The organism is Nocardiopsis sp. M1B1 (assembly GCF_052466615.1).
The window spans coordinates 6,602,871-6,623,946 of the sequence record NZ_CP196194.1 but is presented as its reverse complement, the minus strand read 5'-3'; the positions used below and the strand labels follow the sequence as shown (position 1 = coordinate 6,623,946).

General features: G+C 68.4%; 13 protein-coding genes. All 13 read left to right on the top strand.

The genetic code is table 11. The annotated features are described in order from the left end of the window. Positions 1 to 7 precede the first annotated feature (7 nt). The gene (locus ACSTA4_RS28695; RefSeq protein WP_444961792.1) at positions 8 to 3,187 is read left to right on the top strand and encodes a hypothetical protein; all 3,180 of its coding nucleotides are present in this window, start codon (positions 8 to 10) and stop codon (positions 3,185 to 3,187) included. A gap of 277 nt (positions 3,188 to 3,464) precedes the next feature. Further along, positions 3,465 to 3,788, top strand: a complete 324-nt coding sequence (locus ACSTA4_RS28690) for a hypothetical protein (RefSeq protein ID WP_444961791.1) — start codon at positions 3,465 to 3,467, stop codon at positions 3,786 to 3,788. Positions 3,789 to 3,952: 164 nt separating this feature from the next. Next, positions 3,953 to 5,248 (top strand): hypothetical protein, encoded by a 1,296-nt coding sequence (locus ACSTA4_RS28685; protein ID WP_444961790.1) that lies wholly within the window; start codon positions 3,953 to 3,955, stop codon positions 5,246 to 5,248. Between the two features lie 348 nt (positions 5,249 to 5,596). Then, positions 5,597 to 7,147 carry a phage tail tip lysozyme gene (locus ACSTA4_RS28680; RefSeq protein ID WP_444961789.1) on the top strand — a complete coding sequence of 517 codons (1,551 nt, stop codon included), beginning with the start codon at positions 5,597 to 5,599 and terminating at the stop codon, positions 7,145 to 7,147. A gap of 98 nt (positions 7,148 to 7,245) precedes the next feature. Beyond that, positions 7,246 to 8,244 (top strand): hypothetical protein, encoded by a 999-nt coding sequence (locus tag ACSTA4_RS28675; RefSeq protein WP_444961788.1) that lies wholly within the window; start codon positions 7,246 to 7,248, stop codon positions 8,242 to 8,244. Next, a complete protein-coding gene (locus tag ACSTA4_RS28670; RefSeq protein WP_444961787.1) occupies positions 8,244 to 8,894 on the top strand; it encodes a hypothetical protein in 651 nt (216 codons plus the stop codon). Before ACSTA4_RS28675 ends, ACSTA4_RS28670 begins: the two co-directional genes overlap by 1 nt. A 137-nt stretch (positions 8,895 to 9,031) precedes the next feature. Further along, a complete protein-coding gene (locus tag ACSTA4_RS28665; protein WP_444961786.1) occupies positions 9,032 to 10,012 on the top strand; it encodes a hypothetical protein in 981 nt (326 codons plus the stop codon). Beyond that, complete coding sequence (locus tag ACSTA4_RS28660) at positions 10,012 to 10,653, top strand: hypothetical protein (RefSeq protein WP_444961785.1); 642 nt, start codon at positions 10,012 to 10,014, stop codon at positions 10,651 to 10,653. The genes ACSTA4_RS28665 and ACSTA4_RS28660 overlap by 1 nt, the downstream gene beginning before the upstream one ends. A gap of 41 nt (positions 10,654 to 10,694) precedes the next feature. After that, on the top strand, positions 10,695 to 11,183 hold the full coding sequence (locus ACSTA4_RS28655) for a hypothetical protein (protein WP_444961784.1): 489 nt from the start codon (positions 10,695 to 10,697) through the stop codon (positions 11,181 to 11,183). A 40-nt stretch (positions 11,184 to 11,223) separates the two neighbouring features. Then, positions 11,224 to 12,276: an AAA family ATPase gene (locus ACSTA4_RS28650; RefSeq protein WP_444961783.1), complete on the top strand. Its 1,053-nt coding sequence runs from the start codon at positions 11,224 to 11,226 to the stop codon at positions 12,274 to 12,276. A gap of 371 nt (positions 12,277 to 12,647) precedes the next feature. After that, complete coding sequence (locus ACSTA4_RS28645) at positions 12,648 to 14,432, top strand: AAA family ATPase (protein WP_444961782.1); 1,785 nt, start codon at positions 12,648 to 12,650, stop codon at positions 14,430 to 14,432. 104 nt (positions 14,433 to 14,536) lie between these two features. Next, a complete protein-coding gene (locus ACSTA4_RS28640; RefSeq protein ID WP_444961781.1) occupies positions 14,537 to 16,834 on the top strand; it encodes a hypothetical protein in 2,298 nt (765 codons plus the stop codon). Positions 16,835 to 17,000: 166 nt separating this feature from the next. Beyond that, positions 17,001 to 21,002: a type IV secretory system conjugative DNA transfer family protein gene (locus tag ACSTA4_RS28635; RefSeq protein ID WP_444961780.1), complete on the top strand. Its 4,002-nt coding sequence runs from the start codon at positions 17,001 to 17,003 to the stop codon at positions 21,000 to 21,002. Positions 21,003 to 21,076: the final 74 nt, after the last annotated feature.

Genomic DNA, 21,076 nt, shown 5'->3' with positions numbered 1-21,076 from the left:
GGAACGGATGATGGAGCAAGGCGCCCCCTCGCGCGCACGGCGACGCGTGCCTCCCAGCGGGAAGCGCTCCGGTGCCCTCGCGCGCCTGGTCGTGTGGGCACTGGTGCTGGTGTTCCCGCTGACGCTTGTACTGGGCGCGACGGGTACCGCGCACGCAGACGAGGGCGAAGTCGACATCGACAAGCTGTCGTTCTACCGGCTCTCCTCGTCGCTGACGGCCCTGTTCTCCACGGCACAGGAGCCCGACAGCGATATCCGCCTGAACAACGGGGACTCGGAGGACGAGGGCGACGGGGACGCCAACTGGGACGAGCTCCTGGCCAACCCTGCCAGCGCCGGGTCGTTGCTCGGCTACGCCGACTCGGACTACAACCCGATCATGGGATGGCTCAACTCGAGCACGGCCCAGTCCTCGGACAGCGTCGGCTACAGCGCACTGATCGGCACCGACCAAGCGGGGATCCTCGGGGTGCAGGGCGCGCGCGAGTACGCGCTGTTCGGCGCCACGCTCAACGGGCTGGGACTGGACTCCACCAGCACGGGGCTCTCGCTCGGGTTCTTCAACGCGATCGCGGGTGGGATCATCCTGATCCTGTACATGGCCGCATCCGCTGTCGACACCCTGTGGTCGGTCGTCATCGACGCGCTGACCTGGCTCAATCCGTTCAAGCTGTTCTACGGGGCGATCCTCGTGCTCAGCCCGGAGTTCGCCAACGGCATGACCGGCGGCGAGGGGCCGCCGGGGTTCCTCGGCAGCCTCTCCGAATGGATCGGCTCCTGGTACCTGGTCCTGGTCGAACTGTCGTGGACGGTCATGGTCCCGCTGTTCATCGGTGTCTTTCTGTTCAGCATCATGATGTTCAAGAAGTTCGACAAGGGCTCGGGGCTGAAGAAGCTGTTCATCCGCCTGCTCTTTCTCGGCCTGGGCCTGCCGTTGCTCGGCTCGATGTACACCGGGACGCTCAACGCCATGGAGCAGGCCACCGACGAGGGGAACTCCGGCTCCACGCGCGTGGTGCTCTCCACTTTCGTCGACTTCGAGGGCTGGGTGACGCAGCAGCGCCTGCGCGTACCCGACCGTGCCCACGGCGTGTACATCGAATGGGACCACCACCGACAGGCCCCCTCCGGGCGTTCCCAGGCGAGCGTGCGCGATCTGGCGCTGCTGATCAACGCCCAGGTCCTGGGATTGGAGGGGCTCGACCCGGTGGGCACCGATCCCGAAGGCTCATGGGGTGAGAGCGCGCTGGCGAGCGACGAATCGGCGTTCACCCAGACGACGTACGCCGAGGTCACCAGCATCCTCGAGCGGTACATCGGCAACGCCCATGTGAACGCCTCGTCCTTTGAGAACAACTCCAAGGCGACCCTGCCCAGCGCGGTCAGGGAGGGCTGCCCCGAGGAGGAGCTTGATTGCAGCAACGCGCGCGACTGGTTCGACGAGTACATCGGAGATCCGGAAGACGTCGTGAACGTCGAGGACAACAAAGTCAAGGTCGCCGAGAACCCCCTGATCTGGGTGGCCAGCGACACGGGACTGACGGCAGCCCATGACGAGCACACGGACAACGTCACCTTCTGGACCAACGGAGACGTCAGCGACTGCGGGCTGAGGTTGTCCACGACCAACGGCTCCCCCGAGGCGTGCAACCTCTCGCCGCTGGCGATGTACAACTACCTCAACACCGACTTCGGGCCGACGTCCTACACGGCCTACTCCTCCGGAAAGACCACGAGCGAGGCGACCCGGTCCATCCACAACTCGGTGTCGATGGTGGGCACCGGAACGATGAGCTTCGTGTACTGGTTCAACGCCGTCGTGCTGCTGGGCGCGTTCATCACCATCGGCTTCGGTTACGCCATCGCGATGGTGATCGGCAACATCCGCAGGAGCTTCCAGCTGATGACGGCGATCCCGTTCGCGACGCTGGGTGCGATCGCGGGCATCGCGAAGGTGATCGTCTACACGATCGCGATGATCATGGAGGTCGTGGTCACACTCTTCCTGTACAAGTTTGTGCAGGAGTTCCTGCTGAGCATCCCGAGCATCATCGAGATCCCGTTCTCGCAGGTCCTCAACAACGGCGATGACGGCGACGAAGCGGGAATGATCGCCTTCCTGGTCTCCGGAGGATTCATCGCGATGATCGTCACCCTGGTGTCGATCATCGTGGTCATCCTCTTCACGATCATGGCGATGCGCCTGCGCAAGACGCTGGTCAAGGCCGTGGAGGAGGCCTCCACCAAGCTGGTCGAGAAGCTCACCGACTCCCAGATCGGGCCCCCCGGGGGCGGGGGCAGGAGCGGGGGCCTGATGCCCGCCATGGCCGGAGGAGCCGCTGCGGGTACCGGTTCGGCGCTGGCCAACCGGATGCTGGGCGGGGGTGCCCCCCAGGGCGGCAAGGGCCCGAACGCGGGCGGCACCAACGGCGGTGGCCCCGAGGGCATCAGCACCGCGGCGGCGAGCAGCAACGACACCAGTGTCAGCGGCGAGGTGGACACCGACGGCGTGCTGGAGGGGCCGGAGGGCGGCGGCGATGAGGACGGCCGCCAGTCGGGTCCGGGGCTGGACCCCGGCGGCCAGGGAGGAGACGCCGCACGGGAGGCCGAGATCGGTCGACAGGTCGAATCCAACGGCCTGTCGCTCCCGCCGGGCAGCGACGCCCCCGGGCCCTCCGATCCTGACAACCCCCGGGTCGGCGACGGCGGCGACGCGTTGGACGTCGCGGCCGCTTCCGCGCAACAGTCCGCCGACGACTACAGGCAGTCCGACCAGGCGAGAGTCGGCGCGGTGAAGGACGGCGCCGAGGCGGGCGTCCACGCCGGTATCGCCTTCGGCCGCGGCGCGGCCGGTGACGCCAAGGGCGCGGCCGAGTCGGGGGGCAAGGCCGCGGAGAAGGGCGGTTCGGCCATGGCGAAGAATGCCCAGGCCGATCAGCACAGGGAAAACGCCGGGAAGTCCTCTCTCGACAACCAGGCTCCGAACCCCAAGCACCAACGGCGCATCCAACAAGGACAACAGATCTCGCAAGCCGGGCGCGCGGTGTCCGACACCGCGGGTACGGCGAGCGGCGGTACCGGGGGCAAGTCCGGTGGCGGCCCCAAGCCGAACGGCTCCGCTCCTCCGACCGGCAACGCCGGTGGGAACTCGGGCAAGCCGCGCGGAGGCAGGAACAGGAGGACGTAGGCACTGACGAGGAGCGAGGGCGGGGACCGCCGGGGTCCGCCCTCGCCCGGGAACCCCCTGCTCTGAACGGGTGTCGTTTACCCTCATCTTTCAGCTGACAATGTGTAGAAGTGAGTTGTTGACGCCTGTACTCGACGGCTAGAATCGCCCCAGAACCCCCGAGCGCACCCGTACCCCCGCAAACCCCAGTAGACCCCCTCAGTAGACTCCGCCGGGCCCCGCTGCGCCTTCCCTCGCCCCGCGCTGTGCGTCGGATCCGAACAGGACAAGGACAAGCATGAACATCACCAACCTCCCCGCTGCGGGGTGGGACCTCGTCTCCTTCTTCGAGAACGCCCGCGAATACGTGGGTGTGGCAGGCGGCGGCCTCCTCGGGCTGATGGGCACCGTCGGCGTCGTGTGGGGCGGTGTCCTGCTCATCAAGAAGCTGATGGCCTCGCAGCAGGACCAGACGAGCTGGATCAAGATCATCGGCCTGATCCTCGTCGGCGGCGCGCTCATGGTCGGCGGATTCTCCCTCATCTCCAACATCGCCGCGGGCGGCCGCACCACGATCGAGGACCTGGGCGGCGGCATGATCCTCCTCCAGGGCCTTCTCTGACCCACGGCCCGGCCGAGCCTCGATCGGCGGATGCGGGAGGGTCGGCGGCCGACGAGGCCGTCGGCCCTCTCTTGCATCCAGGGACGCCCTACACCGCCGGGACGGCGCTGCCGAGGCGGTGGCAGACCACGCGCACCTGACAGCGGAGCAGCAGAAGGGCTTGCATGAAAGAGACCGTGAAGACATACGCGGCGAAGCTGAAGCTGGGGCCCCACCACGCCATCGAGCGGTTCGGCGTCATCACCAGCGTCGTCGCCGCCACGTTCGCGATGCTGCTGGTGGGCACCATCGTCTCGGCCACCGCCAACAACAGGGCCCGCCTCGACGAGACGGCGCTGTACACGGCCTCCTTCACCACGTCCAGGACCGAACTGTCCGGCACCGTCGACGGGGTCTACACCAACGGAGAGGGCACCCGCGCCCTGGTCCTCATGCGGTTCGACGACTCCGCCGCCGGATCGTTCTCGACCGACGCCGCCAACTACCAGGCCTTCCTCACCGGCTCCAACGAGCAGCTCGACACCCAGGCCCTGGCGACCGCCATCACCGGCTCGATCGTCGTGTTCGGCTCCACCGGCTACCTGGGGGTGGTGCTCGAGTCCGACGCGCCGTTCGAGCAGCAGATCGCGAGCCTGACCCTGCGGGCCAACAGCGAGCTGGTCTACAAGGAGGGCACGGGGCGCGAGCTCCGCGAGGACCTGCAGGACGACGGCAGCTTCACCGAGTTCGACCAGTGGCGGCTGTTCGTCAACCCCGGAGCCTCGGGCACCGAGGAGGCGGCCTCGCTGGAGGGCGAGAGCGTCGACCCCGCCGCCCTGTACTACGAGCTTGTGGTCGCCGAACAGGAGCAGGAGATCCGCGCGGCGATGGACGAGCAGCTCATGGAGATGCGCACCGTCCTCGCGCGGATCGACGAGTACGACGGTGAGATGAGCCGGGTCAACGTCGACGGTGTGTTCATCGAACCGCCCCAGGTGCCGGTGCAGGTCGACGGCGACGCCGTGACCGGCGAACCGGCCGACGCCGAGACCGAGTCCACGCTCGCGCTGGAGACCGACTGGGTGGACCCCCGCGGATACGACTTCGACTGGCGCTCGGGCTCGGTCGAGGAGGGCTACCTGGACGCGGTCATGCCCGCGGACGAGACCTCCTACGTCACGTTCCTCGGCGAGAAGGCCCGCGCCGAGGACGAGGAGAACGCCGGGTTCTCGGCCAACGACATGGAGTGGCTCCTCACCGACGGCAACGACCTGAAGGAGCAGGGGCAGACGAGCCAGGCGATGGAACCCCTGACCGACATCATGAACAACACCACGCAGGCCTACCAGGACTACCACCGCCTCAAGACCTCCTACCAGGTCGACTCCTACAGCGAGTTGCTGGATCTGGAGGTGACGCTGCGCGGGGTCGACTCGTCCGGGTCGGTCAACGCGGGCGAGGAGGCTCTTCTCACCTACTGACGCGAAGCGGTACGGGCGCAGTGCGGGAAACGCGGACGAAGGCGTCCAGAGGCGAGAGGAGAGGACGCCATGGCGGGTACCGGTGGTGGCGGGGCGGGGGGCGTGCAGCCCCCGGGTCCCGGTTCGGGTGCGTCGGACCAGGTCGGTCAGGCCGCCCGGAAGGGAGAGCCCGACCCCGGTGACGTAGCCCGGACCGGTGGTGCCCAGGGCGGGCCGGGAGCTGGAGGGGCGGGACCGGAACAGGCGCCGGACCCGACGAAGGGTCCGGCCGAAGCCGCGGGCCGGGGTTCCCCCGCGCTGGGCGCCGGGGGTACCTCGGAGGCGGCCAAGGGCGGCCCCGAATCAGACATGAGGGGTGTGGCCAAGGGAGCGGGCGCGGTCGCCACGGTCCCGGCCGTGGGCGTCGGCGCCCAGCTCATGGTCCTCATGATGTTCCTGAACTGGCTCAAGGGCCTGTTCGCCGCGATCGCGGCCATGATCATGAACCTGCTGAACCTGCTCTGGACTCTGGTGGTCACGGCCGTCAAGGCGGTGGCGGGCTTCTTCCTCGCCGTGGGCGGAGCCATCGCCTCGGCGGTGGGCGGTGCCGTCAGCGCGGTGACCGGCGCCATCGCCTCGTTCGGCGCGGCCTTCATGGCCGTGGTCAGCGTGGCCGTCGGCACGGTGGGCGCCGTCCAGGAGAGCCAGGCCGTCGCCCAGCGCGACGCCATGCCGGCGGACTGCCGTCCCATGACCGAGGCGACCGTGCGCGAGATCGACGACGGCGCCCAGTCCCAGGCCGATGCCGAGGACATGGAGGCGATGGCCGAGGAGGTGTACTCGATCCTGGCGGGCATGGGCATGCAGGACGAGAACATCGCGGGCGTCCTGGGCAACTTCCAGCACGAGTCGTCGATCGACCCCACGGCCGTCGAGACGATCTACACCGAGCCCTACCAGATCGGTCCGCTCAAGCGGGAGGCGGAGGAGAACGGTTTCCAGGTCGAGCTGATCGACGCCGACTACGCCGCGACCTGGCCCGCCATCGACCTGGTGGGCATCGGGCTGGGGCAGTGGACCAACGGCCGCAACACGCTGCTCACCGACTACGCCGACCGGACCGGAGGAGACTGGTGGGAGCTCGAAACCCAGCTCAGTTTCATGATCTCCGACGACGACCCCGCGCGCGTGCGGTTCGTCAAGGACCTCATCGAGGACTCCTCCGGTTCGATCGACGAGTCGACCCGGGACTGGATGGTCCAGTGGGAGGGCCTGTCGCTGGACGTCTCCGTGAACCGGCCGCGGCTCGTCGAACGCCAGGAGCACGCCGCCGTGTGGTTCGCCAAGCTGGACGCCTGGGAAGCCGACGAGGAACGGGCCGGCTCCATCCTGGACCAGGCCCAGACCACGGTCGACGCCGCCAACCAGAACCGTCGCAACACCGTGGTCCAGGAGTGCCGCACCGCCAACGTCGACGGGTCCAGGGGCGGCGTGGTCTCGGCCGGTGAGCAGATCCCCTGCGACTCCCTGGGACGCATGCACCCGGACGCCTGCCGCCTGCACGAGCACCTCCAGGAGGAGTTCGGCGGCTTCTTCCTGTCGGCCGGCGGTCAGCGTGACGAGCCCGGCAGCAACCACAACAACGGTCAGGCCATCGACTACATGATGGCGCCACTCGGTTCCGTTCCCAGCGATGACATGTACGACTCGGGAATGACGATCGTCGACTACCTCATTCCGCGGGCCGAGGAGTTCAACATCAAGGGCATTCTGTGGGACGGCCGCAAGTGGGCTGCCGGAAACGATCCGGTCGGGCCGTGGAGCGACGAGACCACGCGGGACGCCAGCGGGCGCGGGAACAACACGCAGGACCACATCGACCACATCCACGTCAGCGTGGGGCCCGACGACTTCATGTAGCCGGACCCGGAACGGGCCCGCCCACGAAGAGGAGCGGTGGGAAGGGCCGGGGCCCTCTCCACGTCGGAACCGGGGACCAGCAGGAAAGGAGCGCGGCGATGGCCGACGAGGGCGCATCGGGCGGCGGTGACGGCGCTTCGCGGGAGGCGCCGAAGAAGCCCTGGCGCGAGATGAACCGCGAGGAGGTGATGGAGCGCCTCGACGCCTACCAGGCCAAGCAGCGCGCCAACCGCAGGCGGATGACCGGCGACGACGTGCAGGAGATGCTGCGCGAGCGCCGCGCCAGGCGGCGGGAGCGCAGGCGTGAGCGCGCGGAGCAGCGCGGCGGCGGGCGGAAGCTCCGGCGCGACGCGGGCCGGGTCGCCCGCCTGAGCCTGGGCGGGGCCCTGATGGTCGGCGCCATCGGAACCGGGGCGCTGGCCGCCTCCAGCACCGACATCACACAGGTCCGGAGCGAGGCCAACGACCGGGAGATCGCCCTGCTCGAAGGCGAGGTCCGAGCCCTGGAGAACGCCTCGTGGGACGAAGGGGACGCCGCCGCGCTCGAAGGGCGGCTGGACGAGGCCGTGGCCCAGGCCAGGCGGAAGGGCGAGGAGGTCGCCGAGCTCCAGAACGCCTACCAGGGAATCCTCGCCGACCTCAACGACGTGGAGCTGTCGGGGGACGGCGACGCGGGCGAGGCGTTCGCGCCCGTGGGCGAACACCGCGGCCGACTCGTCGACTACTTCGACGAGTCGGCCCGGATCATCGAGGACGAGGAGGCCTACCGCCCCGGCGCGGACGTCCCCTACGGCCCCGGCGAGATCGACGTGCTCTTCCCCTGGTACATCCGCTACGCCGACGAGGGCCGCGGTGAGTACGCAGAGGAGTCGCTGAACTCCTGGGAACTGGTCTCGGCCACGCCCCGTGCGGGAACACCGGGAGCCGTCAGCGTGGCCTGGCTCAACCGCGACGAGTCCAGCGGCGATCTGTTGGCCTGGGCCCGGGGCACCTACGACGCGGAGGCGGGGACCTTCCACAGCCTGTACGTCGGCCAGACCACGATCGGTGACCTGTCCGTGGACGAGGCGGACACGGACGAGGGGGGCCGGGACTGATGGGGTTCGTCCGACGCAACGCCTTCCCGCTGACCGCGGCCGCGCTGTTACTGGTGGCCGGCGGTTCCTTCGCCGCCACACGGGGCGCGCAGGAGGCGGCCCTGACCGACCAGGAGCAGCGGATGGAAGAACTCCTGGCGCGCAGGGCCGGGCTGGAGGAGGCGCAGGTCCAGAGGGAGCGCGAGGTCTCCGGCGAGGTCCTGGGCGCCGACCACGCACGGCTGGACGCCGATGAGGAGCTCATCGACCAGGTGCTGGACACCGCGCTGACGTGGGAGAGCCACGCCGAGTACGTCGACGCGCGCAGCGCCATGATGACCGTCTACGGCCTCGACGAGGACTCGCCGTTCATGACCGTGTTCCTGCCCGAGCCGACGGTGAACGTCGACGCGGAGGGCGCCGAGTACGCGCTCATCGACCTTCTCGGGCTGGACTCGCGTGTGAACGACTTCCGCACCGAGTTGTTGTCGGTACGGGGCACCGAGTACAGCTACCTGATCCTGGTCGAGGTGCGGAGCAGCTCCGACGACGGGCAGGCCAGCGCCCACGGTGTGTCGACGGTGTTGCTGACCACCGACGGCGACGGTGGCGTCTCGAACGTCGAGGGTTACGCCTCCACGTCCCGAGTGCGCTCCTCGGGTCCCGAGTGACGCCGCGCGGACCCGGCGGTACGGCGACTCGGCCCGGAGTCCGGCGCGAGTGGACCGTCACCCCGCGGTGCTAGAATTTTGTTGATATACGAGGAAAAACCGAACGTCGCTATCACCGGTGGAGGGAGGAGGTCGACGTGACCGACGGAAGGGAAGAGCCCAGCGGGCCCCCGGCGCCGGCGCCGGACCAGGGCAGCCGCCTGGCCCGACGCCTGGTCGCGGTCCCCCACGCGCAACAGGAGCGGGAGCAGCAGCGGGAGGAGGCTCCCCGGCCGCGGCGTTCGACCGCCGGCCCCAAAGCCGTCCTGATCCGCGTCGGGTACTGGTCGGCCACCGTCCTGACGGCACTGGGCGCACTGGTGCTGATGGCCATGGCGGGCGCGGTCAGTGCCCAGCACGAGGCCGAACTCGAAGAGCAGGCCCAGGACGGCTTCGACGCGCAGGACCGCATCGCCGCCGCCCAGCGGGGTGTCGAGGGCGTGCCCGGCAGCGACGAGGCCCAGCGCTGGCTGCTCCAGGCCACGACCGCGGGTGAGAACGTCGCCGCGGCGCAGAACACCTACCTCGAACACTCCGGGCCGATCGACGTCGACGACCTGCCGGCGCGGACGCCGGGACTGGGCGAACGCGACGAGTGCTCCCCCTACCTCGACGACCCGCCGCCCAGCAGCCGTGACTACACCGAAGAGGAGCGCACCGCCTGCGCCGAAGGGCTGCGCGAGAGCGCCGTCGGAGGCCTGGAGAGGAAACTGACGCCGCACTTCGCCGCCGGAGCCCGCGACTCCGACGGCTTCAACGCCGTGAGCCAATGGCACTCGTGGATACCCACCCTCGACGAAGACTCCTCGTTGGCCGGGTACACGTGGACCACCCACGAGGCACAGGTCTTCGAGGAGGACACGGCGATCCGCATGGTCTGGACCCTGGTCGAGGACGAGACGGGGCGGACCGTCGCCTGGCTTCGGGGCCAGTACGACCCGGAGGTCAACAAGTTCGAGGACCTGGTGTTGGGCACGGTCGCCGACGGCGGCGGGGACGACACCGACGGCTCCGCCGAGGACAGCGGCGAGGACAGCGGCGAGGAAACACGTGGCGACGAGCCCGAGGGCGGTGAGTGATGAGCCTGGCCGAGATCGAGGCCTACGAGCGTGAGCGCCGGATCCGCCGCGAGAGGATCCGGCGCGCCCTGTCCTGGGCCCCGCTGGGGGTGGCCGTCCTGATGCTGGCGGTGGGCGGTCTGTTCCTGTGGTCGGCGTCCTCGGGCCACGACGCCGACCGCGCCGAGGTCGCGGCCCTGGTGGACGAACGCCTGGCCGAGGCGGAGGAGGCCGAGGAGGAGTTCCACGCCGTCTGGTCCGAAGCCCTCGGGCGTTCGTCGGCGGTCCGGGTCGAACGGCTGGAGAACGACCGCGAGGCCATGCACGCTCTGCTGCGCGGGACGGTCGTGGAGGGCGAGGCCGTCTCGGCGGCGCTGACCGTGCCGAGCGACGAGGAACTCCCGGCCCTGTTCGAGGACCTGGTCCGCGACGGCGTCCCCGGACTGGACGGCGCCTCGGAGGCGAGGCTGGGACCGTTCGAGCCGGTGCTGGTCGGTGTCGAAGGCACCACCTACGCCTACTTCGGCTTCGTCGAGGTCCACGAAGCCGACGACGAGGCGGGGCCGATCGCGTCGCTGTCGGTGGCGTGGTCGACCGACACCGGGGGCGCGATCACCGGGATCGACGCCCACTGGACCGAAGGGGTCCCCGAACGCTCCTAGCGCACGCACACCCGAAACGCCACTCCCAGACAGGAGAGCCCATGAACACCACCGCCGCCGGGGCCGAGGACAAGCGCAAACCCCGGACGAGGAAGAGCGCCGCGCAACGGGCCGCCGAGGCCAAGCAGGCCGACACCGGCACCGCCGCGGCGCCGCTGGGCACCCGCATCCGCGCGCGTGTGGGGGAGCCGGGAGCGCGCTCGGTCCTGGCGGCCGTGCGCGCGGGGCTCGTGGTCGCCTCCGGCCTGGCCAGCTACGTGCTGGCGATGTTCGCGGCGGTGACCGTGGTGCCCAACACGTTCGTCGTGGTGTCGACGGGGACCGGAGTCGGCCCGTCCTCTCCCCTGGAGCTGCAACTGGTGCACTGGCTGGCGCCGTCGCTGTTCCTCATCGGTCTCGTGTTCGTCCTGGTGCTGGTCGTGGTGCGCTCGCTCTGGCTGGCCCAGCGCCGTCTGGGCGAGAGGGCCCGGCGCGCACTGCTGGGCGACGGGGCGGACACCGCACCGGCCACCGACGGCACCGGTCGCTGACAGGTCAGCAGAACCCCCACACGAAAGCGAAACGCCCCGCATGAAGATCGCGCCCCTGCGGATCACCGACCCCTGGTTCCACCGCCTGGCACGGCACGGCAAGGCCGACGTGCAGACCCTGCGCGCCGTGCCCTGTGACATCGCCGTGCGCATGGAGACGGTCTCGATCCTCCACCACGACGCCGACCAGAACTACCGTCCCTACCTGCACCTGCGGGGGCGGCTCGTCCAGGTCCAGCCCGACGTCGAGCTGCCCTACGGCATCACCGAACTGCCTTTCCGCCGGGGGGCCGAACCCGTCATCGACGCCTTCTACGAGTTCGACTCCGCCCAGCTCACCGAACTGGTCCGCAAGGGCTACTTCGGCACCCGCTTCCGTGTGCCCGAGTCGATGATCGGCATCGTGTGGGAACTGCCCGCCGAGGCGGACTTCCTCGTGGTCGCACCGGAGAGCACCGCGCAGCCCCCGGTGGTGTTCGTCGACGTGCGCGACCAGAACAGCGCCGTGCTCACCGAGGAGACCAGCGGCTACAACCTCGCCGAGTACTTCCCGAACTACTCCTCCGAAGGTCCGGAGCAGCAGGCTCCGACCGGGAGTGAACACCTGGTGCCCACGCACTCGGGCGCGATCCGGGACCTGTTCGCGGACGAGGAGTTCGAGGACGTCGAGCACCGCCGGCCGACGGGGCCCGCCCACCGCGACACGGCGTTGAACCGGTTCGGGCAGGCCCCCGAGGGTGTGTTCGACCGGCTCATGAACGAGGTGGAGTCCCGGCGCCGGGCCGAGGAGGGCACGAAGAGGCCCGGCGTGGACTACGACCCCGACGCCCCCGAAGGGGTGCTGCGCGAGCGGATCGCCCCCGGCGTGGAGCAGGCGCTGTCGAGCAGGGCCGAGGAGGCCCCGGTGGACGCCCCGGAACACGGCACCGGACACACGCGGGCCACGGCCTTCGAGGACGACTTCCTCGATCTGGACGAAGACGCCGAGGACACGGCCGAGGCCGGTGTCGCCCCGGCCCGCACGAGGGGCGTCTTCCAGGGAACCGCGGCCGAGAGGCAGGACGAGACCGACGACTACCAACCCGGTGCCTGAGCCGAACCGGACAGGCGCCGGCGGAGCGCAGGGGCGCGGGGCGGAAGCCGCGACCGGCCGCCCGGCCGGGCCCGCCGAGGTTCCGCGCGGGGGAGGGTGCCGGAGCCCTCGCGTCCGGTCCACCGCGGTCCGCGAGCGCGCGCTCCGGCGGTTGCGGCCCCGGCCGTGTTCGACGCCGTCCTTTCTTCCCTCGCGCACATCCGGGGGACGACGTGCACCTGCACGGGAAGGGTTTCTTGGTCACGTTTTCGGCCATGGCAAAAAGTGCTTTGCGCCTGGTTCCACCTACGCATAAAATATCGAGATAACACTTGTTTATGAGCAAGGGCGAGATGAGTTCGTGTTTCTCCCGTCCGGGGAGGCGGTAGCAGTTGTTCACCACGCCGGACGGTTCCCCGGACGACAGGATCAACGAGCGCTACCCGAAGCTGGCCCGGTACAGCGACCCCCTCAAAGCCCCCGAACGCGAGATCGTCGGCCGCGAGCACGAGATATCCCAGCTCATGGCCGCCATGGCCCGGCCCGAATTGTGCAACGCCCTCCTGCTGGCCCCGGCCGGAGCGGGAAAGACCGCCCTGGTCCAGGCGGCGATGCTCCAGGACACCGAACGGGTGTACATGGAAGTGGACCTGGCCAGGATGATCGCCGGGCTGAGCACTCCTGACGAAATGGCGGCGCTGCTCAAGGGCCTGTTCGACGAGGCCGAGAGGTTCAGCGCCGACGAACACGTCGAGCTGGTGCTGTTCATCGACGAGTTCCACCAGGTGGTACAGCTCAGCGCGGCCTCCGTCGAGGCGCTCAAGCCGGTTCTGGCGGCATCCGGCGCGCGCGGCATCCGCGTCATCGCGGCCACGACCTTCGACGAGTTCCACAAGTACGTGGCGCCGAACCAGCCGCTCATGGAACGCCTCCAGCGCATCAACGTCAACCCCCCCGGCCAGAAGACCACGGTGGAGATCCTCAAGGGGATGGCCAAGCGCTACGGGGTGGCCGACCAGTTCTACGACGACCACATCTTCGAACTGATCTACGAGTACACCAACCGCTACATCCCGGCCTCGACGCAGCCGCGCAAGTCGATCCTGGTGCTCGACTCGATGGTGGGCTGGCACCGTCACACCGGCCGCCCCATGGACCGGGACCTGCTGGCGGACGTCCTGATGGAGTCGACGAACGTCAACGTGGCCTTCCGCGTCGACGCGGTGCGGATCAAGAAGCAGCTCGACGGCGCGGTGTTCTCCCAGGATTTCGCCACCAGTGTGGTGGCGAAAAGGCTGCAACTGTGCGTCGCGGACCTGAACGACAAGACCAAGCCCATGTCCTCCTTTCTTTTCACGGGAAGTTCCGGGGTCGGCAAGACCGAACTCACCAAGCAGCTCGCCCTGCTGCTTTTCGGTGACGACCAGCGCCACCTGATCCGCTTCGACATGTCGGAGTTCGCACGCGAGGAGTCCCTGGACCTGTTCCGCTCGGAGCTGACCAAGCGCGTGTGGGACATGGGGCACGCGGTGCTGCTGTTCGACGAGATCGAGAAGGCCGCGTCGGCGATCACGCGTGTGCTGCTCCAGGTGCTCGACGACGGCAGGCTCTCCGACGACAACGGCCGCCAGGTGTCCTTCCTCAACACCTACATCGTGCTCACGACCAACGCGGGCTCGGAGATCTACGAGACGATCGCCCAGTACAACGTGGACGACAGCGGCTCGGGCAAACAGCTGGTGGAGAAGATGAAGGAGATCCGACGCTCCATCTCCACCACGCAGGGCGACAACAAGTTCCCGCCCGAACTGTTGGGCCGTATCGACGCGATCGTCCCCTTCCAGCCGCTTTCGCGTGAGACCCAGCGCAAGATCGTGAAGAACAAGCTGCGCCAGATGCGGCGCGAGGTCATGGTCAAGCACGGGGTCAGGGTCGAGATCGCCGAACGGGTCCTCCAGTACCTCATCGACGACCACGCCGACACCGACTCCAACGCGGGCGGCGCGCGCGCGGCGATCGCGAAGATGACCGACGAGGTCACCACCGCCATCGCCGCGTTCGTCAACGCCTACTCGCACGAGAGGGTCCTGCGGGTGGACGTGCGCGGCACGATGCGCAGCGAGGACAAGGGCCTTCTCAAGAGCGAATCCCACATCGAGGTGGCCGCCGCGCGATGAGGCGGCATGTGGGACAGCAACGGGCCATGGGGTGACAGATGCCTAATGTAGCCTGATAAATGAGCTGAATCGATGCGTCATGGTCAGAACGGGAGGATGTGCCGATGGGACTCATCGACGGCATGTGGAAGAAGGGGACGGTCGACGGCACGTCCTCCGGCGGGCCGGAGCAGGCCGCATCGCCGGGCGGTGACGGCAAGAAGCGCGCCAAGCGGCGCAAGCCCGAGGAGATGCTGGCGAGCGTGGTGCGGGAGAGCACCGTCAACGCCGCGATCGACCTGCTGAGCCGCAACGACCTCTTCGTCCTGCCCGGGGGCAACTCCTGGGTGGCCCTGGCCCTGCCGGTGGAGAACATCGGCGGGCTGAGCAAGAAACAGCAGAGGGACGAGGCCAAGGGCTCACTCATCGAGCTCATCAACCACGACCACATCCAGACCATCACCACCCGTCAGCTCCTCGACGAAGAAGTCCTCGGCATCATCCCCACCCCCCAGACGCTGGAGCGCATGGGGGAGTACTCGCTGCTCACCGGTGCCACGTACTACTGGATGGTCCTGGGCCCGAGTCAGGACCGCCAGGAGTTGCTGGTCAACGCCGTCATCGACGAGGCGGTCTCCTACGCCGAGGCGGTGAGCATCTCCAACGGCAGCCGGAGCCTGGCCGACCGGTTGCCGCAGGCGTGGGCCTGGACCCAGGCCATCGAGACGACCGCGACCCCCGCGGACGCCGCGAACGGCCCTGTCGCCGTCCCGTCCGCCGACACCGCCGCCGCGGCGCCGCGGCCCTTCCGCGCCGCCGCCGAGGGAGGCGCTCCCCCGGCCGGTCCGGCGTTCGAGGCGCCCGCCCCGTTCGAGGCCGTCGACCACGGGGGGCCGGAGGACGACCCCCTGGTCGGCGGGGCGCTCCCGGCGGACATGTTCGACGAGGACCCGGGCTTCGGGGACCCGGTCGACGGGGAGCCGGACCACGACGACATGATGTCGCCGGCCTTCGAGGTTCCCGCCGACGACGGGCCCGACGGCTACGACGACGCGGTGGACGACGAGGACGAGGACCACGAGGGCGGGGGCCCCGTGCCGGGCGGCGGCGGGGGGCGGGCTCCTTCCTGGCAGCACTACGCCGAGCAGAACCGGGACCGGGAGTTCACCGAGGAGCAGGTGCGGCTCACCGTCGCACGGCGGTTCCTCCCCGAGGACCTCGACCTGGAGATCCCGTTCGCCGATTTCGAGGCCACGTTCGACACCCGGGCACCGTCGGTGCGGCTGGAGTTCACCGACAACTCCACGGACTGGCTCGGCGAGCAGGTCGCCCTCATGGCCGAGCAGGCCAACACCGAACTGGAGAAGCTGCACAGCGACCACCGCAGGGATCTGCGCCAGTTCTTCGTCGAGACCATGAGCCTGCACGCCGAGTCGGTCATGCGCGAGGTCGACGAACGGCGCGAGGGCTCGGTCTACCACATGCTCTCGAAGGCGGCCGAGGAGGAGTTCGCGGCTCTCACGGCCAAAGCGCACGAGGAGGTCGGCGCCCAGCGCGCGGAGATCACCCGGCGCTACGAGAAGGACGCCGACGAGCGGGCCGAGGTCGCCGCGGCCCAGGCCAGACAGGCGTTCTGGGACCGGTTCCGTCCGGAGCTGGAGCGCAAGATCGCCGACGTGGCCCCCGAGGTCGAGCGCCGCAACGAGGAACGCTACGCCCACCAACGTCAGCTCGTGCTGGAGATGCGCCGCAAGGACGCGCACACGCGTATGCAACTGGGCGCCACGCGCGCTCTGCGTCTCCTCTCCGAGCGCGAAGCCACGCAGCGCGAAGCGGAGATGGAGCTGCTGAAGCAGTGGAACGCCAAGGTGACGCGCTTCATCGACGACAACCGTAAGCACGACATCGTCCGCGCCAAGGCGCTGGCCGAACAGCTGCGGTTGGACAACCGGGTCGAGGAGATGCGGGCCGAGCACACGAGCCGGGTGGAGAAGCTCAAGGCCGACCACGATAACCAGGCGCGCAGGCTGGAGGCCGAGCTGGAGCGCGACCGCGAGCGGGCCGATGTGCGGTTGCGCCAACGCGAGGGGGAGTGGAGGCACGAGATCGACATCAGGGACGAGAAGCTCCGCTCGGCCCACCAGCTGTACACGGACCTGCACGCGCAGATGCAGGAGATGGCCGACGGCATGCACCGGCAGTACCGCGGCAGGATCGAGGAACTCGAGGGCGACAAGCGCTCCTACGCAGAAGAGCTGAAGCGGACCAACCACATCCACAGCCGCTTCAACAAGCTCCTCCTGGCCCTGGCCGCTGTGCTGGTGCTGATCTCCATCGCCGTGGGCGTGATCCTCGGCTGGACGATCGGATACGGGTCGACCGGTGCCGCCAGCGCGATGGTTCTCCCCGTGTGGTCCCTCTAGGGCAGTCGCGCACCACGGTGCGTCTCGGAGCAGGGCACCTACTTCAACGACGGAGGCGGTGCCCTGTTCACATTGGCCCGCAGCACCCTGAAAAGCTGCCATATCCCCTGATAAACCAATGGAATGAGCGCATCGAAGCGCACGCGTCAACAGAAAGGCACACCTCATGGCCAGGAGGGGCTCCAGTCCCAGAGCGAGTGCGTGGGACAAGCTCTCGTCGCGCAAGGCCGAGGAGACACTCGCCAATCGCGACATCTACGAATCCCAGCAGCTCGACCGCTCCCGCATCGAACGCAAACGGACCCGCACCTCGCGTACCGTCCTCGCGGTCGCGGCAGGCCTCCTCGTCGCCGTGCTGGTGTGGGCGCTGTGGTCGGTGGGCCAGTTCACGGTGAGCGCCATGGCCACCTCGTTCGGCGGGCCCGCGGTCCCCGACTTCGTCGAACGTGAGAGGCTGTCGGCGACCCAGTACTGCTACCGCGTCCTCGACGAGGCCGGGCAGGCGATCCCCGACCAGCCGTGCCACGGCACCGAGGGCGAGGCCCTGGAGAACCCGCCGCAGTGGGTGCTCGACGACGTCGCCGCGCAGCAGGCGGAGACCGAGGCCGCGCGCGAGGGCGAACCCGACGCGCCCCTGGGATGGTTCCTCCACCTGACCTGGCTCAAGCTCGCCGTCTCGCTCGGCGCGGGCCTGGCCGCGTTCGGCATCGCCTACCTGCTGCTCATGCGCAACCGGGACGCGCAGAACCTGCTGCACGACACCAGCGACATCAACCAGTACCACGGCGACCAGCACATCGCCCTGCCGGACGAGGTCGTCCGCAAGTTCGACTGGTTCCCCGACGTGGGCGCGCACAGCTCGGTGCAGCCCTCCTCGATGATCAGCCACGTCATGGCGAGCCGCAAGGGCCTCAAGTCGATCGAGGTCGCCCAGCGCGCGGAGGAGGACGTGCTCGACTCCGACGGGGACGTCGACTACCACAAGGGTGAGATCCTGCGCGACGACGATGACCGGGCGATCACCAGGAGGACGCCCCTCATCGACGAGAAGTTCGGCGACGACCTGTTCGAGGCCTCCGGTCTGCCGAAGGACAAGAACATCCGCAAACGGTTCGACACCACCAGGATCCCCTACAACCCCGACGGCAAGGACCGCGCCAAGCTCGGAGAGCACAAGACCGTCGCGGACATGATCAACGCCGACTGGGAGTTCCCCGAGTACGAGGTGCAGCGTCCGGCCGGGGCGTACATCGTCGACACGGCCCCGGTCAACACCATGGTGCTGGCCATCACGCGCGCCGGCAAGGGGCAGACCTACATCGAACCGATGATCGACATGTGGCTGCGCGAGAAGCAGCCCAACAACATGGTCATCAACGACCCCAAGGGCGAACTACTGGTCAAGCACTACGTGCGGGCCACGATGCGCGGCTTCCAGGTGGTGCAGTTCAACCTCATCAACGCGATGAAGACCGACATCTACAACCCGCTCGGGATGGCCGCCGAAGCCGCCCGAGAGGGTGACTCGACCAAGTGCGCGATGTACATCGAGAACATCGCCGACGTCTTCTTCCCGCTCGACGGCGGAGAGGACCCCGTGTGGCCCAACGCCGCCAACAACGCCTTCAAGCGCGCCGCCTACGGTCTCATCGACTACTACCTGGAGGAGGAGCGCGAACTGCGCGCCTACGCCGCCCGGGTGGACATGGACCCCAAGGTGCTGGAGACCAAGCTCGACGAGAAGTGGGGCAAGGTCACGCTGTACAACTGCTACCAGCTGTTCGTGCAGCTCTCGGCCAAGAAGGTGAAGAACCCGGTGGACCTGGCCGAGGAGAGGGTCCGCAGGGGCGAGTTCGGGAGCCTGGAGGACGGCACGTTCCGCGAGGAGGAGGCCGAGGCCGCGCTCAAGGAGGCCGAGGGCAGGACGTTCCTGTGGGAGGACAAGAAGGAGCTGGACATGCTCACCTTGTTCTTCAACGCCACCAACGCGCTGCCCACCAACTCGATGCGCACCCTGGTCGGTAACGCCGACAACGCGCTGCGGGCGATGGGCGCGGCCGAGAAGATGCTGGCGAGCGTCTACGGTATCGCGATCACGGCGATGAGCTTCTTCACCGACCCGACGATCTCCACGCTCACCTCGGGTACCCCCAGCCAGAACACCGACCTGGGGGGCCTGAGCTTCCCGCGTCGCATGGGCGTGCGCTTCGCCGTGAACTACCTCAAGCGCGACCACCTGATCGGGGCCCAGGCCAAGTGGGACGCCTACGCCGACGACAGGTTCGAGCAGGCGCTCGGCGGGGACTTCGAGCACGAGGACATCGTCTCCCGAGAAGGCTGGGCCCGCTACTACTTCAAGGGCAAGTTCTCCGGCAACGTCGCCTACGTCCGGTTGCGGTTGCTGAACCCGCAGACCGGCATGCTCATCCGCACCTTCCACTTCAAGTTCACCAAGGACTACCAGACCTCGCTCAACGGCCGGTTCTACGTCACCGACCCGGTGACCGGCGAGAAGATCATCCGCAACGGCATTCTGCTGGAGCTGAGGAAACAGGACGACGGCTCGTTCGCGCCCGGGCACACCACCTATCCGCAGATGCGGCTGACCAACATCACCGCGGACCTGCCCGAGAAGGAGATGAGCCAGGCCAAGGCGATCACACAGACGATGGTGCGCTATTCGGAACAGCCCAAGATGGTGTTCCTGGTGACTCCGCCGCACCTGATGAAGTACGCCAAGCTCATCCTCATCCTGGTCAAACAACTGGTCGACCTGAACTTCGACAAGTCGTACATGACCAAGGAGAACCAGAAACCCCTGTACAAGACCCGCTTCATGCTCGACGAGCTGGGCAACCTCCAGTCGGAGGGACACGGCATCTCCGGCTTCGAGACGATGCTCTCGATCGGGCTGGGTCAGGAGCAGCAGTTCACGCTCATCCTCCAGACCCTTCAGCAGCTGCGCGACGTCTACGGCGAGTCGGTGGACAAGATCGTGCAGGGCAACACCTCCAACATCGTCTTCCTCAAGAGCACCGACGACTCGATGCTCGACACGTTGGAGAAGATGTCCGGCAAGCGCCACACCACCTACATGGACTCCAAGACCGTGACCCAGGACAAGGGTCAACTGGTCAAGGGCATGAGCGTGGAGGGCAAGGTCTCCTACACCATGTCGACCAAGGAGGAGCCGGTCATCTCCTACAACGACATGGCCTTCATCTCCGAGCGCAACTCGATCGTCTTCCGGGCGGGCGACCCGCCGGTGTGGAACCGCAACGAGACGATCCTGCCGATGTCGTGGCGCATGTTCAAGGACACGATCGCGCACCCGGGGCACGACTACACGCTCCAGACCATCCCGACGCTGTCCAGCGCGATGGACTTCGACGTGCGCATGAACCAGCCCGACTTCGAGGCGATGCTGGCCAAGCGCATGCAGCAGGCCGAACTGACCGCCGAATGCCGCGAGAAGTACAAGGTGGCGCACGACCTCAGCGAGGTGGACGTCGCGCGACTGGACCCCGACACCTACGCCAACGAGGTCATGGAGCTGGTCGACGCCGCACGCGGCGAGACCTACGCCGAGGAGCACGACCTGGGCGGTTCCGACGAGGTCGACCTCGAGGACCTGGAGGGCGCCATCGACCTGGACATGCCCTGGGAGTACGACCTGGCGACCCAGCAGGCCGTGGACGACCAGCAGGCGAGGATGGACGGGTTCCGTCAGCTGCGCTACGCCGACAGGCTCGTCAGCCGCGACATGCTGGTCCACTTCTCCTCCGACCCCTCGCGACCTCACGCGGGAGCACTGGACGGTCCGCTGGACGCGCACATCATCGAGGCGTACAAGACGGCGCGTCCCCTGCTCGAACAGGACAGCGCCCACTTCTCGGTGGGCACGGACGGCTCGCTGCGCAGCGCCGACGGCTCGCGTGTCTACATCTCCAGCCAGGACGAGTCCGAGGCGATGCGACGGCTCCAGCAGGCCAGTGAGAACGAGGCGGAGCGGGTGTTCGCCGAGGACCCGGAGCAGCTCGCCGACCTGCACGGGTTCCGCGTGCACGGAGCCTTCTACGAGTTCCTCGCCGAGCAGGAGAGCTGGCTGGGTCTGGCACGCGGTGAGTTCGACCGGGCGATGGCCGACGTGATGCGCGACAAGGGGTAGCCGGGAGGCCCGCTGACAGGGGTCGGGGGGCCCTGGCGGGCTCCCCGGCCTTCGCGGCCCCCGGGTGTTCGGCG